The organism is Streptomyces sp. NPDC002602 (assembly GCF_042889445.1).
GTDB lineage: Bacteria > Actinomycetota > Actinomycetes > Streptomycetales > Streptomycetaceae > Streptomyces.
In genome coordinates, this window is sequence record NZ_JBIAQX010000026.1 from 43,843 (window position 1) to 60,527 (window position 16,685).

16 protein-coding genes and 1 pseudogene are annotated in these 16,685 nt (G+C 70.0%); 12 read left to right on the forward strand and 5 right to left on the reverse strand.

Features of this window, described 5'->3' with window-relative positions:
* The first annotated feature begins 54 nt into the window (after nt 1-54).
* From ACFYW3_RS36720 to ACFYW3_RS36735, 4 genes are all read left to right on the forward strand, one after another.
* Nucleotides 55-876 (forward strand): HAD family hydrolase, encoded by an 822-nt coding sequence (locus ACFYW3_RS36720; RefSeq protein ID WP_389388692.1) that lies wholly within the window; start codon nt 55-57, stop codon nt 874-876.
* Nucleotides 877-884: 8 nt separating this feature from the next.
* The gene (locus ACFYW3_RS36725; RefSeq protein WP_389388693.1) at nt 885-2,717 is read left to right on the forward strand and encodes an ABC transporter ATP-binding protein; all 1,833 of its coding nucleotides are present in this window, start codon (nt 885-887) and stop codon (nt 2,715-2,717) included.
* Nucleotides 2,714-4,540, forward strand: coding sequence for an ATP-binding cassette domain-containing protein (locus tag ACFYW3_RS36730; RefSeq protein WP_389388694.1), 1,827 nt, complete (start codon nt 2,714-2,716; stop codon nt 4,538-4,540). Before ACFYW3_RS36725 ends, ACFYW3_RS36730 begins: the two co-directional genes overlap by 4 nt.
* Nucleotides 4,541-4,753: 213 nt before the next feature.
* Nucleotides 4,754-5,596: a phosphotransferase family protein gene (locus ACFYW3_RS36735; protein ID WP_389388695.1), complete on the forward strand. Its 843-nt coding sequence runs from the start codon at nt 4,754-4,756 to the stop codon at nt 5,594-5,596.
* Between the two features lie 32 nt (nt 5,597-5,628).
* Here ACFYW3_RS36735 and ACFYW3_RS36740 read toward each other — a convergent pair whose 3' ends face one another.
* The gene (locus ACFYW3_RS36740; RefSeq protein WP_389388696.1) at nt 5,629-5,904 is read right to left on the reverse strand and encodes a hypothetical protein; all 276 of its coding nucleotides are present in this window, start codon (nt 5,902-5,904) and stop codon (nt 5,629-5,631) included.
* On the opposite strand from ACFYW3_RS36740, the pseudogene ACFYW3_RS36745 reads away from it, so the two are divergent.
* A pseudogene (locus ACFYW3_RS36745) lies at nt 5,891-6,154 on the forward strand (ISAzo13 family transposase); the annotation flags it as partial. The gene ACFYW3_RS36740 and the pseudogene ACFYW3_RS36745 overlap by 14 nt on opposite strands.
* A 373-nt stretch (nt 6,155-6,527) precedes the next feature.
* Entirely contained in the window at nt 6,528-6,938 is a 411-nt protein-coding gene (locus ACFYW3_RS36750) for a hypothetical protein (RefSeq protein ID WP_389388697.1), read from the forward strand.
* Between the two features lie 91 nt (nt 6,939-7,029).
* On the opposite strand, the gene ACFYW3_RS36755 is transcribed toward ACFYW3_RS36750, so the two are convergent.
* From ACFYW3_RS36755 to ACFYW3_RS36770, 4 genes are all read right to left on the reverse strand, one after another.
* Nucleotides 7,030-8,214: a HEAT repeat domain-containing protein gene (locus tag ACFYW3_RS36755; RefSeq protein ID WP_389388698.1), complete on the reverse strand. Its 1,185-nt coding sequence runs from the start codon at nt 8,212-8,214 to the stop codon at nt 7,030-7,032.
* A 157-nt stretch (nt 8,215-8,371) separates the two neighbouring features.
* Entirely contained in the window at nt 8,372-8,644 is a 273-nt protein-coding gene (locus tag ACFYW3_RS36760) for a hypothetical protein (RefSeq protein ID WP_389388699.1), read from the reverse strand.
* Nucleotides 8,645-9,100: 456 nt separating this feature from the next.
* Complete coding sequence (locus tag ACFYW3_RS36765) at nt 9,101-9,589, reverse strand: TrmO family methyltransferase (protein WP_389388700.1); 489 nt, start codon at nt 9,587-9,589, stop codon at nt 9,101-9,103.
* A gap of 55 nt (nt 9,590-9,644) precedes the next feature.
* Nucleotides 9,645-11,027 (reverse strand): Tat pathway signal protein, encoded by a 1,383-nt coding sequence (locus ACFYW3_RS36770; protein WP_389388701.1) that lies wholly within the window; start codon nt 11,025-11,027, stop codon nt 9,645-9,647.
* 218 nt (nt 11,028-11,245) lie between these two features.
* Here ACFYW3_RS36770 and ACFYW3_RS36775 point away from each other — a divergent pair, with 218 nt between their 5' ends.
* The 6 genes from ACFYW3_RS36775 to ACFYW3_RS36800 all read left to right on the forward strand — a co-directional run bounded on the left by ACFYW3_RS36775 (nt 11,246) and on the right by ACFYW3_RS36800 (nt 16,642).
* Nucleotides 11,246-11,509 (forward strand): hypothetical protein, encoded by a 264-nt coding sequence (locus ACFYW3_RS36775; protein ID WP_389388702.1) that lies wholly within the window; start codon nt 11,246-11,248, stop codon nt 11,507-11,509.
* Nucleotides 11,506-11,841, forward strand: coding sequence for a DUF6415 family natural product biosynthesis protein (locus ACFYW3_RS36780; protein ID WP_389388703.1), 336 nt, complete (start codon nt 11,506-11,508; stop codon nt 11,839-11,841). The genes ACFYW3_RS36775 and ACFYW3_RS36780 overlap by 4 nt, the downstream gene beginning before the upstream one ends.
* Nucleotides 11,842-12,010: 169 nt before the next feature.
* Nucleotides 12,011-12,994, forward strand: coding sequence for an NAD-dependent epimerase/dehydratase family protein (locus ACFYW3_RS36785; RefSeq protein ID WP_389388704.1), 984 nt, complete (start codon nt 12,011-12,013; stop codon nt 12,992-12,994).
* The gene (locus ACFYW3_RS36790) at nt 12,991-13,917 is read left to right on the forward strand and encodes a thymidylate synthase (RefSeq protein WP_389388705.1); all 927 of its coding nucleotides are present in this window, start codon (nt 12,991-12,993) and stop codon (nt 13,915-13,917) included. The genes ACFYW3_RS36785 and ACFYW3_RS36790 overlap by 4 nt, the downstream gene beginning before the upstream one ends.
* A complete protein-coding gene (locus tag ACFYW3_RS36795; RefSeq protein WP_389388725.1) occupies nt 13,917-15,626 on the forward strand; it encodes a carbamoyltransferase in 1,710 nt (569 codons plus the stop codon). Before ACFYW3_RS36790 ends, ACFYW3_RS36795 begins: the two co-directional genes overlap by 1 nt.
* Nucleotides 15,623-16,642, forward strand: coding sequence for a hypothetical protein (locus ACFYW3_RS36800; protein ID WP_389388706.1), 1,020 nt, complete (start codon nt 15,623-15,625; stop codon nt 16,640-16,642). Before ACFYW3_RS36795 ends, ACFYW3_RS36800 begins: the two co-directional genes overlap by 4 nt.
* Nucleotides 16,643-16,685: the final 43 nt, after the last annotated feature.

The window sequence follows — 16,685 nt, forward strand, 5'->3', positions numbered from 1 at the left end:
GGAAGTTTGGGGTACGGTGACGCGGCGAATCAAAGCCATGGACGGACGGGGAGCATGGACCACTCGATATGGCCGGGCAGCGACCGGGGAGCCGCCGTCGTCTTCGATATCGACGGCACACTGCTGCGGCCGGGTACCTTTCTTCAGCGCGTGCACATGGAATCGATGGCGGCCGCGATCGAACGGATTTCTGGTGTGCCCGCCGAGTTCCGCTACGAGGGCGGTGACTTGTTCGTCAACGGCCATGATCTGGCGGGCTGCACCGACGCCGGGACCATCGACCTCGTCCTGCGTGGAGTAGGCATGTCCTCCGCGGAGTCGCCCGGCCTGCGCGCCGCCGTCGTGGCGGCCATGTGCGACCTGGTCACGGCTGGGACCGAGGGCCTCGACTGCGCGCACGAACTGCTCCCGGGAGCCGCGGACCTAGTCGCCGAACTGCGGCGGCACGGAGTGATCGTCGGGTTGTCCACCGGCAACGCGCGCACGGTGGCGTCCTGCAAGATGCGCGCCACCGGACTGTCCGGGCTGGCGGACCTGGGCGGCTTCGGCGACACCGAAGGCGCCCGATCGGACATCGCCCGTGGCGCGGTGGAGGCCGTCCGCGCCGCCGCTGGTGCCCGGGGCCAGATGCTCAGCGGGACCGGCATCGTCCTGATCGGTGACACCACCAGCGACGTCGGCGCCGCGCGGGCGGCGGGCGTGCGGTGTGTCGGCGTCGCCACCGGGGCCTCGCGGGCGCACGAGCTGGAAGGGGCGGGAGCGGACCTGGCCGTGCCGACGCTGGAAGGGCTGCGAGTGCGCGACCTCGTTGGGCTCGTGAACTCCGGCGGGGCCGGGTACCTGGACGGGGCCGCACCGTCGACCCCGCGGAGGTAGTCCCGGCGATGACGAACGCCGTACGTGACCGTCTGCGGCTGCTGGCCTTGCTGCGGGCAGCCGGCCCGGTCCTGCTCACCTCTCTCTGCTGCCAAATCCTGCTGGCCGGCCTGGTGCCGGCCGCCAGTGCTATCGCCCTGGCCCACCTCTTGGACCGAGTGCAGGAGGTGCGGTCTGGGTCCCTGGCCATCACCGCGGCGCCGCTGTTCCTCTTCGCGGGGGTGTTGCTGCTCGGCCATGTCCTGGAGGCGGTGCGCGATCCGCTGGCATACGCGGTGCAGGCCCGGATCGACGGCAGGCACCGGGCCAGGGTCGCCCGGCTCTCCGCTACCAGCCACACCATCGAGGCGCTGGAACGACCGGAGGTGCAGCAGCTGATCCGGCTGGCACGCGCCGACCCGGAGAACTGGACCGAACGCACGCCGGGCGCCGGGGCGGTGGCCCAGCTCGCCAACTTCGGACGCGCCGTCACACTGCTCAGCTCCTCCGTAGTGCTGGCCGCGTACGCGTGGTGGCTGATCCCAGTCCTCGTGCTGCCGGCCCTGCTGTACCAGCAGCTCAACCGCCGGGACTCGATGCGGTGGTACCGCGCCTGGCGCGGCAACAGCGACGCCGCGCTGCGCGCTGGCCTCTGGTATGACGCGATCGTGTCGCCGAGTGAGGGGAAGGACATCCGCCTCTACGGCCTGGGCGGGTGGGCGCTGGACCGTTCCGAGGAACACATCCACACCCTCTACGATCCGGTCTTCGCCGAGGCTCGACACCAGCTCCGTTCACAGTGGCGGCAGTTGGTGGTGCTGCTGGTGCCGATGACGGTCGCATTCCTCGTGGTGACGCTGGCCGCGGCACGGGGCCAGCGGTCACTCGCGGTCGCCATGACGGTGCTGGCGGCCGGCCCGGCGTTGTACCGCGCGTTCGGGGGCGCACCACGGGACGTGATCGCTGGGATCGCGAGCCTGCACGCGGTCGACCGTCTGCGGGCGCTCCTGGGGTCGGGTGTGCAGGCCTCGGCCCCTCGGGAGATAGACGCGGCGCCGGGCGCCGTCCCGGTGCGTTTCGAGGGTGTGGGGTTCGCCTATCCGGGAACGTCACGGCGGGTGCTGGACGGCCTGAACCTGGAGATCCGGCCGGGCGAGCTGGTGGCGATAGTAGGGCTGAACGGCGCGGGCAAGTCGACGCTGATCAAGTTGTTGGCGGGACTGTACGAGCCGAACAGCGGCAGGATCACGGCGGGCGGACTGGACATCGCGGCACTGGGTCCCGTGGCGTGGCGGCGGCGCATCGCCGTGGTGTTCCAGGACTTCGTGCGCTACCACCTGTCGGCAACGGAGAACGTGGCACTGGGCAACGCGGCGGTGCCGGTGGACCGGGCGGCGGTCCGTGAGGCGGCTCGCGATGCGGGGTTGACGGAGGTAGTGGAGCGGCTGCCGGACGGCTGGGACACGCCCCTGGCGCGGACTCGCACCGGCGGGGTGGACCTGTCCGGTGGTCAGTGGCAGCAGGTGGTTCTGGCGCGGGCCCTGTACGCCGTGCGGACGGGCGCGCGGCTGCTGGTGCTGGACGAGCCGACCGCGCACCTGGACGTGCGCACCGAGTTCGAGGTGTTCGAGCGGCTAGCAGCGCACCAAGGGGACGCGAGTGTCGTCCTCATCTCGCACCGATTGTCCACCGTACGCCGGGCGGACCGGATCGTGCTGCTGGAGGGCGGGCGGGTGGTGGAGTCCGGCACCCACGAGCGGCTGATGGCAGTCGGCGGCCGGTACGCGGAAATGTTCGCGATCCAGGCCGACCGGTTCAACCGGGGGTACGACGACCGCCTCGAGGAGGACGAACTTATATGACCGCGACGGCACCGACCGTCCCGGGCGGGTGGTCGCGCTACCTCCGCCTCTGGCTGGAACTCATCGAGCTGTGTCGGCGGGCCCACCCCTGGCGGACAGCGGGCCTGCTGGGTATCAAACTCGTGGCGTCGGTCAACGTGGCGGCTACAGCGCTCGCCCTGCAGGCGACAGTCGACGGCATCGTGCGTGGCGACGTGCCGGGTGCGACGGTCGCGGGGGCCGCAGCAGCCGCCACGCAGGCCCTGTCCGCGTACCTGCTCTACCTGGACTCCACACTGACGATGCTGATGGTCGACTCGGTCGGCGTGCTGGACATGACCCGCCGGATCAACGAGGTGATCCTCGGTCTCGACGCGCTGGACTACCTGGAGCGCACCGAGGTCTTGGACCGCGTCACCGTGGTCCAAGCCGGCGGGTGGAACCTCGTCTACGGCATGTGGACAGTGGTAGACGTGGTGGCGGGCGCGATACGGCTGGGTCTCACCCTGCTGCTGCTGGGCACGGTGAGCCCGTGGCTGCTGCTACTGCTGGGGGTCACTCCTGTGCCCATGTGGCTGGACAGGCGCGGCCAGCGCGCAGTCGCCAAGGCGGAGACGGACACGGCTGAGGCGTTCCGGTTGCAGCGCCATCTGTTCAACCTCGCCATCGAGGCGTCCGGCGGCAAGGAGATCCGGGTCTCCGGCGCGGGCCATGCGGTCACCGAGGCGCAGACACGCGCCTGGGACGAGGCGGTACGGGGACGGATGCGGGCGCGTCTGCGGGCGGCGGGCTACAAGGTCGTCGGTTGGGTGTTGTTCACTGCGGGCTTCGTCGGCGGACTGGTACTGCTGCTGGACCGGGCCGCGCGTGGCCAGGGCGGCGTCGGCGAGGTGGTGCTGGCCATCACGGTCGCCGTGACCCTGCGGGACTCGATCCAGCTGACGGCGGCTCGCGTCAGCCGCACGACGGGCAGCGCGGGCGTGGTCGACGCCTACCTGTGGCTGCGAGCGTACGCCGCCCGCCAGCGGGAAGCGGACGCCGGCGCCCTGCCCGTCCCCGCCGCGCTGCGCCGGGGCATCACCCTGGAGGGGGTGCGCTTCACGTACCCGGGCACCGACCGCCCCACGCTGGACGGCCTGGACTGCCATCTGCCGGCTGGTAGCGTGGTGGCCGTCGTCGGAGAGTACGGTTCCGGCAAAACTTCCCTGATCAAGCTGCTATGCAAGCTGTACAAGCCGGACGTCGGCACGATCCGAGTCGACGGGACCGACCTCGCCGATCTTGTGACCGCAGACTGGCACGCCCGCAGCAGCGCGGCGTTCCAGGACTTCGGCCGCTTTCAGATTCGCTTCGGGCAGACCGTCGGACTGGGCGACGTACGGCAGCTCGCGGACCGCGACGCGGTCCTCGCCGCGGTCCGCGCCGCCGACGCGGAGGCCCTGCTCCGGCGTCTGCCTGACGGCATGGACACCCAGCTCGGACGTCGCTTCGACGGCGTAGACCTGTCCGAGGGGCAGTGGCAGAAGACCGCATTGGCCCGGGCCTCGATGAGGGGGGCGCCGCTGCTGTTCGTGCTGGACGAGCCCACCGCTTCGCTGGACGCGCCCAGCGAGCACGCCATCTTTGAGCGCTACATGGCCCGCGCGCGGGAACTGAGCGCACGGACCGGGACCGTCACCGTCATCGTCTCGCACCGCTTCTCCACGGTCACCGACGCGGATCTGATCCTCGTGCTGCACTCCGGACGTGTCGCCGAGTCCGGCACCCACGAGGAACTGCTCGCAGCCAGCGGACGCTACGCGGAGTTGTACGGCATCCAGGCGAAGGCGTATGCGGCCGACTGAAGCGCCAGCGGCGGGCCGTGCCGTGCCGACCCACTTGTCTGGGGCCGTCCGCGCCTCAGACGGCGGGCCCCGGCCCGTGCCCTTTATAGCGGGAGCCCTCGGCTGGCCGGAAGCGGATCTTCCCGGGGGTCGGATGTCGGATGATGTGCCCGACGACGTGTGGGTTGCCGTCGCCGTCCCCGGATGTGCGTAGCCGACGATGAGGAGAAAGATATGGAGCCTGCGGAACTGCGTCGCGCGATCGAGGCGGCCCGGGCAACCGCCACGGAGCTGAGCCTGAACGTGGACGACGTGGTCGTCGTGCACAACTCGGACCGGGTCGCGCTGCGCCTGCTCCCGTGTGACGTGCTGGCCCGGGTCGCGCCGCCGTGGCAACTGGCCGACTCGGCGTTCGAGGTAGAGGTGGCCCGCCGGCTCGGGGTCGTTGACGCCCCGGTGGCCGAGCTGGACCCCCGGTGCGAGCCCCGCGTGTATGTACGGGACGGGTTCGCCGTCTCGCTGTGGACCTACTACGCACCGGTGGCTGTGGAGATCACGCCGTCCGCGTACGCGGACGTGCTCATGCGGCAGCACGCCGCCCTGCGCCGGGTCGAGCTGGACGCGCCCCACTTCACGGACCGGGCCGCCCGCGCGCTGCGGGAGGTGACCGACCGGGAGCGGTCTCCCGACCTGTCCGGCGCCGATCGGGAACTACTCGCCCGTACCCTGAGCGAGGTGAGCGTCGCAATCGGCGCGGACCGATCCGGCGACCAGTTGCTGCACGGCGAGCCGCACGAGGGCAACCTGCTCACCACGGAGCGGGGGTTGCTCTTCGTGGACCTCGCCACCTGCTGTCGCGGGCCGGTCGAGTTCGACCTCGCCCACGCTCCCGACGGTGTGGCGGAGCACTACGCGGGGGCCGACCCGGATCTCCTGCACCGGTGCCGCGCCGTGGACTGGGCCATGTTCTCGGCCTGGCGCTGGCGCCGCGCGGACCAGATGCCCGACCGGGACCATTGGAGGGCGGAGGGACTCGCCCTGGTCCATGCCTCGCTCGTCCGCTGCGGACTGGGCTGAACGCCCGCAGCCGCCATGACCTATGAGGGGGCTCACCCCCGGGGTGAAACAGCAGGAACGAACAGGCCGTTCAATCGCGGGCCGGTGCCCGGTCCACCGGGGCCCCAGGCCTCCTCCGGGTCGTCGGCGGCGGTGCCTACCGCGCGGATGAGCAGGGCCACGGCCGCCGAGACCACGGCCGCGCCACAGCCGATGAGCAGACCGGTGCGGAAGCCGTCCTCGAAGCTGTCGTCCACGCGCGCTCGGCCGAGTTCCGCGCACTGGCCGCCACCAACGAGCACCAGGTAACCATAGAAGAAGGAAGTCATGGGGCCGTTGAAGAACGGGGGCCGGGAGTGGCGACCCTCAGGCGACCCCGAGCGGGTCAGCACCCATGACTTCCCGGACAAGGAACTCGGCAAGGCCGTGCCCTACGGCATCTACGACCTCGCCGCGAACACCGGCTGGGTCAGCGTCGGCACCGACCACGACACCGCCGCCTTCGCCGTCGAATCCATCCGCCGCTGGTGGAAGGCCCACGGCAGGGACGACTATCCGCAGGCCAGACGGCTGCTGATCAACACCGTGCGAAAGGTGGCCAGGTTTCCGGAATGCGTCAGGCGGACAGCGAAGCGCCCTCGTCGACCTCGGCGGCGGTACGAGCCCTGAGCGCACGCCTTTCACAGCAGCAGCAGGCCCACCGCGAGGAGATCGCGCGGCTACGGAAGGCCCTGGAGGTGGCTCACGGCGAGAACCTGCAGCTTCGGCGCCGCCTGGCCGCGTACGAACCGGAGTGATTTGTGGACGCTCACGCAATTCCCAATCCGGAGGTTCACGATCTTCCCCCAGGGAGCGCGGAGTCCGCGTCATGAAGCGCCATCGCTTGGAGGCGAATCGTTGGCGCCCCGCCCCTGCCTCGCTCCTCGGCCGAACGCGCTGATAGAACCCCCTCATGACCTACCGATTCGCTGCTCGTGTTGCCACAACCGAGATCGACCCTGACGGCTGCTTCACCGAAGCTGCCCTCGCCGAGAACGAGGACGGAAGCGGCTTCATCTTGATGTGCATGGCAGGCGAGGAAGACCCAGATGATCAGGAGGTCGCCCTGGGCATGGACACGCACTGCCTGGTCACAGCTGGGCAGGGGACCGCGTATGGCTGTGTCCGCGAAGCCGTGCTGGAAGGCAACGTCCTACGCGTCTCGCTCCGTCCTGAGGCACTGGAGGACCTGCGATTGAGCGACGGCGAGATCGAAGCCGTCATCGAAGCACCGGCTGAAGACGTGCGCCTGTTCCGCGAAGTCCTCGCCCAGGTGCTCGCCTACGGACGTGCCGACGCCGTGCCCACTCGTGTCGCAGTCTGAGCCCGGCCGCCGGATCGAGTCCGACAGAGTGGGCCATTACGTGACAGTTGATATGAATCGAGGCACCCTCCGACATCATGCCCAGAGTCTTTCAACGAGCGGATCCCAGAAGCGCTCTGATGGCATTCCGGTCTGCGGGAAGGCCGATGTCCTGGAACCAGGACGCGATGAGGTTGGTGTAGCGCCAGCACACGTCTCGATCAGCGAGCGCACTGAGGAAGCGGTGCTGGGCCGGTGTGAGCTCGGTACCCGGGCTGTAGCCGGACGGGAACGCCGCAGCGAGCAGTGGGCCCCAGTCGTCTCCGATGGTGAGGTTGCTGCAGAAGGGGACGCAGGCCAGGGCGACCGCGAGAAGTTCTTCGAAGTCGTTGGTGCGCTCGATGGCCGCAGCCAGCAGTGCGTGCCGTAGACGGCCTTCGATCTGAGGTAGCGGGTCTGCGATCCAGGGATCGACGGCGGTGGGCTCCGGGAGCCAGGAGTCGACGTTGGCGGGATCGAGCAAGGCGCGGAGGATCACTTGCACCGCCTGGCCGTTGTTGAAACAGCCGGGTGCCAGCGCCGCGCAGGCCCGGATGGCGGGGTCTGGATCGGTGAGCAGTGCTGTGGTGTCCTCGCCCCAGGACCCAATGGTCAGAACGGTGGCCGCGCGTTCACGACGGTCGGTGCTCTCGGCGAGCAGGCGTCGCAGTACCCGGGTGGTTGTGATGATCTGCCCTGCCAGGTCTGGAGCCTGCAGGAGTGCCGTGGTAGCGCCGAGGGCTGCCTCCCGGACCGCTGGATCCGGCGCGAGTAGATGCGCGGTGACGGCGTTGTAGATCGGTCCACGAACGGCCCTTACGGCATCGGTGGCTCCTGGGTCGTTACCGTCGTCGGCACCGATCCTCTCGCCGTAGGCGGCCGAGTCCGCTACCCGGCCCAGCCACTCAAGCAAGGCGGCGCGCAACGTTCGGGAGCGGTCATCCCACGGAAAGTAGCTCTCGTGCTGGGCCAGCGTGCGGGGGTCGTGCAGGATCGCAGCGATGAACAGCGCGGCCGGCGCCGTCGCGCTGTACAAGGACTCCTGATGCAGGACCGACATGTCGAGCACCCCCAACGCCTCGGCCTGGACCTCCGGCTCTTCGGCTAGAAGTTGAATCAGGCGAACCGGCGTGTCCTCCGCCGGTCCGTAGGCATGCTCCAGCCCAGCCCAGTCAATGTCCTCGATCAAGGAAAGCGGATCAGGCAGGCCGTCGCCGGCGGCTTGACTGTCGATCGGGTTCTTGTCCTGGGTCGTCACAGGGAAAGCATCACCCACCTCACTGACAGTCCTAGCAGCTGGGACGCTGGAAAGCTGTCAGCGGTATGCCGTTGACGCGATGACCAGCATTTTTGATCCTAATTTTCCGTCGCAGGTACGGATAAGAAATGGTCGACGTCGAGCCGGGCCGCGTCCGTCACGACGACGTTGTCGTAGGCGCTGGCGGACGGCCCGATTCACCGCAGAAACGAACCTGCGCCCGCCGCCTCCTTAGGGTCGAGGTAGCCACCTCACCGACACCCCTGCCGACGTCCGCGTGGACGAGAACCTCCACTTCATCCTCGCCGGGCGTACGCCGCAGCCGGCACGGACCGCTGGACAGGAACAGGCTGGAGATCCGGTGGGCCACTTCGAGCGCAGCCTTCTCGTGGCCCCGGATCTCGATCGTGATCACGCTCTCGTCGCTCATGCCTGGTCAGCGACAGGAGGCCGGCGAGGGGCGCCAGCCCAGGACCGCGGTGGTCGGACCTGGTGGCGGCCGCCGGGCAGCGCCCCGGCGGCCGGGTCCTCGGCGGCGAGTTCGTCGTCTGGGACACCGCGGTCGGCCGGCTGTCGTTCCAGGCGTTGCATCGCCGCCGCCCGCGCCCGCAGCGCCCCGGCCTTGGCCGACCGGTGGTCGTGTCGTAGGCGTCGTTGACCGCGGAGACCAGGGTGCGCACGACCGCGAAGGTTCTCCCGGTGCGTTCCCACGCCGCCCAGTCGACGCTGAAATCGGCCAGGCGCGCGGTACTCGGCGCTCAAGCATCCATGCACGTGTTGGGGGTGTTGGACAACAGCCGCACCCCTTCAGCTCACTGCGTGCTGCCCTCTGAGCTGCTGTCGTTGTACTGTCTCCGCGCTCTGGGGGCGGCCCCGAAGCCGGTGGTCAGTCCTTGGTGGGGGCGTAGTAGTCGCCGAGCATGTCGGTGGTCCACTGCGCTTGACGGACCTTGCCGCGCGGGCCCATCTCCTCGAACCAGGGCTTCACTTCCAAGACGGGGGTTCCGTCCACGGCGTCGAGGTCTTCGACGTGAAGGTCCAGGCCGTCGACCTTGACCAGACGGCAGCGGGAGATGCCGAGCCAGTTCGGTCGCCGCATGTTGCGGTGGCCGACGAAGCCGACGGCGGGCCAGTCCGGGTTGTTGCGGGGGCGGCGCGGCTGGAGGGGCATGTCGTTGGGATCGCTGAGGTGGAAGCGGAAGACCACCTCCAAGTGGGAGAACTCCTCCAGGCCCTGAGTCGCGTCCGGGGTGAAGCGGCTGCCGTCGAGGCGGATGATGGCCTGGGTGCCGCCCCAGTAGTCATCGGTGGGCTCTATCCGGCCTCCGATAACGTGACCGAGGACTTCCACTTCGAACGTTTCGCGGTCTGGCACAGGGGTTCCTTCCTGCGGGTCAGGGTCAGGGTCAGGGTCAGGGTCAGGGTCAGGGTCAGGCGGTTGCGGCGAGGTACGCGGCGGCCCGGCGGTCGATGTCGGCAATCTGGGGGATGCCGCGCTGCCGGAGCGGGGACAGGGCGGTGCGCATGTCGGTGGCGGCCTGACGGGTGCGGCCAGAGCGGACTCCGTCCATGGCGTCGAGGGCGGCGGCCCACGTTGCGCAGGCTTCTTCGATGCGGTGCTGGCGGGCCTGGATGCCGCCGAGATGGCCGAGGGTCACCGCGTGGGTCCGTTTGAAGGACGTCGCCTTGCGGGTGCGGACGCTGCGCTGGAGATGCTGCTCGGCACCTGGGAGGTCGCCTATGTCGCGCAGGGCGAGGGCGGTCTCGTGGGCGAGGGAGGCTTCCTGGAAGAAGAACACGCGGCTCGGTTCTTCGTCCCCTTCGCGGGCAGCGGCGAGGTCGTTTTCGGCGTGGAGGAGGGCGTGGGTGGCGGCCTTCGGCTGCCCGGTCGCGGCGAGGGCGCGGGCGTGGACGACCCCGAGGAGGGCGCGTTCGCGGGGGCTGGCCTCGGTGTACCGCTTGCCGTCGACCGAGGCGGCGGCGAGGGCCAGGGCGGGCCGGGAATGCCCGAGGTCGTTTGCCTGGTGGGCCATGGCGCGGATGACGTGAGCGGCCATCGCGGCGTCGTCGGCCTCGGCGGCGAGCTTCACTGCCACGGTGAACTGCTTTTGTGCGGCCGGGTGGTCTCCGTTGTCGAAGGCCATCCACCCCGACAGGTAGGCGAGTTCGCTGGCGGTGGAGTACATCCCCCGCCGTACTTGGTCGTCGGTGAAGGTGCCGTTGAGGTAGGTGGAGACTTCGCCAACGAGGTACTGCACGACGGCGGTGCGGGCGTGGCCTCCACCGTGGCGCTGGTCCATCGTGGAGAACAGGGCTGCCATGTCGCGGACGGCGTCGAGGTCGCCGCGGCCTACGACGGCGCGGCCGGCGCGCCGTCGGTTGCCCTGTTCGGCCATGCGGTCCCACCAGGAGCTGCCTGGCAGGGCCAGGCCGGCGAGCGAGTAGGCCGCAGTCCCCAGGGCCCGTCTGCGGTCCATGTCCACGGTGTCGGTCCTCCCGAGATCGGCCAGGGCGCTCAGAGTATCCGTGCGCCAGTCCAGCAGATCATGGGTGGGCTCGATGAGGCCGATCTCCCCCAGGGTGACGGTGCGTCCCAGGCGTCGCGACAGTGCTTCGGCGAGGTACCTCCCGGCGCTGCCGGATGGCTTGACACCGTAGCGAACCCAGTGCGTGACGGTTGACTTGTTCGTCTGGAGTTCGTCGCCGTTCTCGGCACCGACACGCTGCACGGCCTGGGCTAATGCGTGGTTCGTCATGCCCGTCAGGGCGATGACCTGCGCCAACGCGTCGTTGGGCGTGCGTTCGGATGCCATGCGTCCCCTCATGACCCATAAACCGTGTAAACCGCTGTGAGTGCCCAACACCGTACTCCCCGTGTCCGGTTGGGAGTTCACTGATCACACCGAATGGCCGGAACCCCCGAAATCCCGTTCCCCTTCCGGCTGGGCGGCGTAGACGGCCGCTGCCCGTCCCCGCGTCCCCTGACGGAGGCGGGCAGCGGCAACCACCACTCAGCCCCCGGAGACCCGCGATGGCCAACCGCCAGCAGCAGAGAGCACCGCTTCCCACCCGTACCGGCCGGAGCGGCCTGGCCGGTCAGCCGTCCACCACCCTCGTCGAGCGCGCCGGCCGCGGCTGGAACGCCTTCCTCGCGCGGACTAGCCTGCTGCCGGGCGAGGACCCCACTCCGGGCGGCGCGTTCCGTGAGCAGCACGGCAGCCCCGAGGGCTGGTCCGGTGCGGAGATCGAGGAGTACCTGGATCTCCCCGTCTCGCCCAAGGACACCGGGCGGTGACCGTCGTGAGCAGGGCTCCGGTGCCTACCTGGATCGACATGGGGCGGGACGTGGGCCTTGCTCTCGCTCTCGCCACTGGCAGGCCGACGGACCCGGCGGCCGATGAGGTGCGTAAGCGGCTGCGCTCGTACATCGAGGTGTGTGCCGACCCGGCCCAGCGATACGCAGAGAGTCTGGCGGACGGCCGGGCGCGGGATGTCGCCTCCCGCACCGTTGCGTACGCCCGTGGCCTGCTGGAGGAGCAGGGAGGCGACCCGGCCGCGATGCTCCAGCTCCTCGGCAAGTCCGTCTTCTACCTGATGCGGTACGCCGCCCACGCTCCGCAGCCGTAGCGGATCCGATGTTGCGGATCCCGCAACAGCCGCCGGTTTCCCGGTCCTGGCCGTACACGATCCGTCGAGGCATCCGGCCGGACCGGCTGAAGCACCCCCACGAACAGCAGGCGTGCACCACCTTCCGCGCAAGGCGCCGGGAGGAAGCTGAGCAGTCCCTGGAGGACGCTTGAACCGCAAAGATGCTCGTAAGGCGCTGGTGACCGGAGCCGCAGGATTCATCGGCTCGCACTTGGTGGACGAACTCCTCGCACGCGGTTGGCCGGTAACCGGACTGGACCGGAGGTCTCCGGAGCGGGATGCCGTTGCCGCCCGGAACCTGGCCCCGGCGCTCGCCTCGCCCGCGTTCGCGTTCCGGCACGCCGACGTGGACGACGCCCGCCTGACCGATCTTCTCGACGGAGTGGACGTGGTCTTCCACCTCGCCGCCGCCACCGGAGTCCGTGGATCGTGGGGCAAAGCCTTCCTGTCGTACATCCATGACAACATCGCCGCGACCCACCGCCTGATCGAAGCGTGCGAGCAGGCCCGGATTCCCCGGCTTGTGGTCGCCTCCTCGTCCAGCGTGTACGGCGGCACCACCAGCAGGGCGTCCCGCGAGGACGACGCCGTGCTGCCGCTGTCCCCTTACGGGGTGTCGAAGATGGCGACGGAACAGCTTGCACTGGCCTACGCCGCCCGCCCGGATGCCGCCACCAAGACGGTGGCCCTGCGGTTCTTCACCGTGTACGGGCCCCGGCAGCGCGACGACATGGCGATATCCCGGATGCTGGATGCGGTCCGCACCGGCCAGCCGATGCGCCTGTACGGGGACGGTTGGCAGCGCCGTAACTTCACCTACGTCGGTGACGTCGTCCCCGCGATCATGCAGGCCGCGCACACGGAGCAGACCGGCAGGGCGGTGAACGTGGCCGGGCCGCTCACGGTGTCGATGCGTGACCTGCTGGACATGGTGAAGGAGGTCACCGGCAGCCTCGTCCCCTATGTGGAGGTGGCATCCAGGTCCGGCGACCCGCAGGCAACGGAGGCCGATCCGGGCCTGGCCGACGCGGTTCTCGGGTACCGGCCTCTTGTGGGGCTGCGGGAGGGGATCGCCCGGCAGTGGGAGTGGACCCAGGCCACCGGCTCGGTTCTGGCCGGGGGTGTCGCATGATCCACGTCAGTGCTGGGTCCACGAACGATCTGTTCACCGCTGCCTGTGCCGCTGTGCTGGCTGAGGGGCGGACGGTCAAGCCGCGCGGGATGGCCACCACCGAGGTCATCGGCGCGCACCTGACGCTGACCGATCCGCGGCGCCGCATGGTGAGCCTGCCGCCCGTGCGCGTCCTGAACGCGGCGTTCGCCGCCGCGGAGGCGGTGTGGATTCTTTCGGGCTCGGACGAGCCGTGGATCTACACCTACAACCAGCGCATGGCCCGCTACGCCGACGGCGGTGTTCTCCGCGGCGCGTACGGGCCACGGTTACGGGCCTGGCGGCCGGGGCACGACCAACTCGACCACGTCCGCCGGACGCTGCTGGCCGACCCCGACTCCCGGCGCGCACTGATCCAGCTCTACGACCCCGACCGGGACATCCCGCACCACAGCGACGTCCCCTGCACCCTCGGCTACCGGTTCTACCTGCGCGACGGCCGCCTGGAGATGCACACCACGATGCGCAGCCAGGACCTGTGGCTGGGGTTCTGCTACGACCTGTTCACCGCGACGATCCTGCATGAGCTGATGGCGCACTGGCTCGGCGCCGAACTGGGCGCGTACCACCACCATGTGGACTCCCTGCACCTGTACGAGGAGAACATCCCCGACGCGAAGGCGCTGGCGACTGTGCCGGAGCCGAGCCGGGCCATGGACCCGCTGACCGTGCCCTGGGATGGTTTCGACCTGCTGATGAGCCAGATCGTTTCCGGGGACAGGCCGGCAGCGCCGTGGGATGAGTTCGCTGAGGTGATGCGGAGCTACCGGGTATGGAAGAGCGGCGACCGCGCGGATGCGCGGGGCATGGTCGCCTACTCGGGTGGGGTCCTCGGCGCGGGACTGAACAACTGGTATTCGACGTTGGACGGGAGGGCCGCGTGATGGGACCGGTAGTGATGGGCCTGTGCTCGGGCACGCACGACTCGGCCGCAGCGCTCATCGCCGACGGGGCGCTGGTGGGTCTGGTCGAGGAGGAACGCCTCAACGGGGACAAGCACACCGGCGCATACCCGGAGCGGTCGGTCGCCTGGCTGCTGGAGACCGCCGGTCTGCGGCCCGAGGATGTAACCGATGTGGCGTACAACTTCGCGCCCCGCCTCTACCTCAAGGGGGCGCTGCCGCTGCGGCACCTGCGGCCGGGGGCCGCCGAGCGGGCGCTGCCCCGCTCCCGGAGCTTCCTGACCGTGCACCACCGTGCCTCCCAGCGGCTCCGGGCCTTCGGGCAGCGCTTCCCCAACGCGGCCCTGCACGGAGTGGAGCACCATCGCGCCCACGGCCTGTACGCGTTCGCCGCTTCCCCGTTCGACCGGGCGGCGGTCCTCGTGGTGGACAGCCTCGGGGAGACCACCACCACCTCCATCTGCGCCGCCCGCCGCAGCGAGGGCGGGATCAGCCTGAGCGGCAGGTGGTCCCTGCCGGACCCGGCGTCCCTCGGATACGCCTACGGAGCGGTCACCGAGCATCTGGGATGGCGGCGCGGCGACGAGGAGGGAACGGTGATGGCGCTGGCCGCCCTCGGCGACCCCGCCCGCTTCCGTGGCCTGTTCGCCGACGCGATCCCCCTGACCGCGGATGCGTTCGCGCTCAACCCGGCTTGGTTCCCGCTGCGGGTGATCTCCAGCCGCTACCCCCGCCTGTCGGCCGGGTTCGTCGCTGCTACCTGCCCCGCCCGGCGGGTCGGTGAGGAACCCGGCCAGGTCCACGCCGATCTCGCGGCGGCCCTCCAGAAACGCACCGAGCAGGTCATGGTCCACCTGGCTGTGCAGGCCCGGTACCGCACCGGGGAGCGTGCGTTGTGCATGGGCGGCGGGGTGGCACTGAACTGCGTCAGCATCGGCAAGATCGTGGAGAAGGCCGGGTACGACGAGGTGTTCGTCCCCCCGGCCCCGGGCGACTCTGGCACCGCTGCGGGCGCTGCCCTGGCCGTCCACCAGAACCGTGCCCCGCAGCTCGTGGCCGGGGTGCGGGACCAGTGCTACCTGGGCCCCTCGTTCGAAAGGATCGACCTCGGTGAGGCTCCCCGGCCCGGCATGACCGCCCACAGCCCGGCCGACGCCGCCCGCTACGTCGCGGTGCAGCTCGCCGAGGGGAAGATCGTCGGCTTGTTCCGGGGCGCGCTGGAGGCTGGGCCACGCGCACTCGGGAACCGTTCGATCCTCGCCTCCCCGCTCATGCCGGAGGTGGTGGAACGCTTGAACGCCCGCGTGAAGTTCCGCGAGCCGTTCCGGCCTTTCGCCCCGGTCGTCCTAGCCGGCGCCGCCGCGGATTACTTCACCCTTGGACAGGCCGCGCCGTTCATGTCGTTCGCCAGCGGCGTCACCGACCTGGCCCGGGACAAGATCCCCGCGATCGTCCACGCCAACGGCCTGGCCCGCGTCCAGACCCTCGCGCCCGAACGGAACCCGTTCCTGGACGCCGTCCTCACCGAATTCCGGGAAATCACCGGCGTCCCGGTGCTGATCAACACCAGCCTGAACATCAAGGGCAAGCCGATCTGCGGCACCCCCGACCACGCCCTGGACTGCCTCGCCGAGTCCGGCATCGACGCCCTCCTCCTGGAGGACTGGTGGGTAGAGGAGACGCAGGCGTGAGGATCGGCTACAGCTTCTGGGGGTTCCTCGGCGACGGGATCACCGACACCCCCGACGGCGGGCGCAGCCACCGCAAGACATTCGTGGACGGCCTGATCACCGGCGGACACAGCATCACCTTCCTCCAGGCCGACCGGGACACCACCGAGACCCGCACCCCGGTCGCAGGACCGTACGCGTGGGACGTGGGCCTGCCGGACCTGGACGCACTATTCCTCGAATGGCGCTGGCCTATCGCAGGCCGCAACACCACCCCCTGCGGAACGGAGGGCCACACCTGCGACCTACACCGGCAGCAGCAGCTCCTCACCCACTACAGCGGGCGCGTGCCGCTGCTGGTGTGGGACAAAGACCAGCAGCTCACCCCCGCCGATCCGGTGCGGCGTCTGCCGGACGTGACCGTGTGTGAACCGGCGCTCCATCCCCGGCACGGGGCCCGCAGTCTCCTGTTCCCCGTCGCCGACGAGGCGCTGGATGCCGCCGACCCGCATCGGCTCGCTGATCGGGAGCGGCGTCTGCCGCTGGTATACGTCGGCAACCAGTACGGTCGGGACAGGGCCTTCGACGGCTTCTTCGCCCCGGCCGCCCGGCACCTGGAGCACGAGGTCGCCGGGAAGTGGACGGACACCAGCAGGTGGCCCCACGTGCGGTTTATCGGCCGTGTTCCCTTCCGGGAGGGCTTGGCCCTGCACCGGGAAGCGCACGCCACGGTGCTGATCGCCCCGGACCGTTATGTCACGACCGGCCAGTACACGCAGCGGCTCGTGGAAGCGGTGATGGCCGGGTGCGCGCCGATCGTTCCCGCCCACTACCGGGCGGCGGGAACGGTGATCCCCGGAGAGCTGCACGCCTGCAACGGCGACCACGTGAGCGACATCACCCACGGCGTCGCCGGCATGGCCGTCGATGACCGGGCCCGCCTGATCGGGCGCTGTCTTCGCAGGCTGGACCCCTTCCGTCTGTCCCGGCAGATCAACACCGTCAACGCGGTACTGGCCCCATCCGGGGGGCGATAATGGCAGACCGCACCAGCACCCCCACCAGGATCGGTAGCGTCAC

Coding starts and splice junctions, on each gene's coding strand:
- ACFYW3_RS36720 (WP_389388692.1), top strand. CDS start 55: ATGGACCACTCGATATGGCCGGGCAGCGACCGGGGAGCCGCCGTCGTC.
- ACFYW3_RS36725 (WP_389388693.1), top strand. CDS start 885: ATGACGAACGCCGTACGTGACCGTCTGCGGCTGCTGGCCTTGCTGCGG.
- ACFYW3_RS36730 (WP_389388694.1), top strand. CDS start 2,714: ATGACCGCGACGGCACCGACCGTCCCGGGCGGGTGGTCGCGCTACCTC.
- ACFYW3_RS36735 (WP_389388695.1), top strand. CDS start 4,754: ATGGAGCCTGCGGAACTGCGTCGCGCGATCGAGGCGGCCCGGGCAACC.
- ACFYW3_RS36740 (WP_389388696.1), bottom strand. CDS start 5,904: ATGACTTCCTTCTTCTATGGTTACCTGGTGCTCGTTGGTGGCGGCCAG.
- ACFYW3_RS36750 (WP_389388697.1), top strand. CDS start 6,528: ATGACCTACCGATTCGCTGCTCGTGTTGCCACAACCGAGATCGACCCT.
- ACFYW3_RS36760 (WP_389388699.1), bottom strand. CDS start 8,644: ATGAGCGACGAGAGCGTGATCACGATCGAGATCCGGGGCCACGAGAAG.
- ACFYW3_RS36770 (WP_389388701.1), bottom strand. CDS start 11,027: ATGGCATCCGAACGCACGCCCAACGACGCGTTGGCGCAGGTCATCGCC.
- ACFYW3_RS36775 (WP_389388702.1), top strand. CDS start 11,246: ATGGCCAACCGCCAGCAGCAGAGAGCACCGCTTCCCACCCGTACCGGC.
- ACFYW3_RS36790 (WP_389388705.1), top strand. CDS start 12,991: ATGATCCACGTCAGTGCTGGGTCCACGAACGATCTGTTCACCGCTGCC.
- ACFYW3_RS36795 (WP_389388725.1), top strand. CDS start 13,917: ATGGGACCGGTAGTGATGGGCCTGTGCTCGGGCACGCACGACTCGGCC.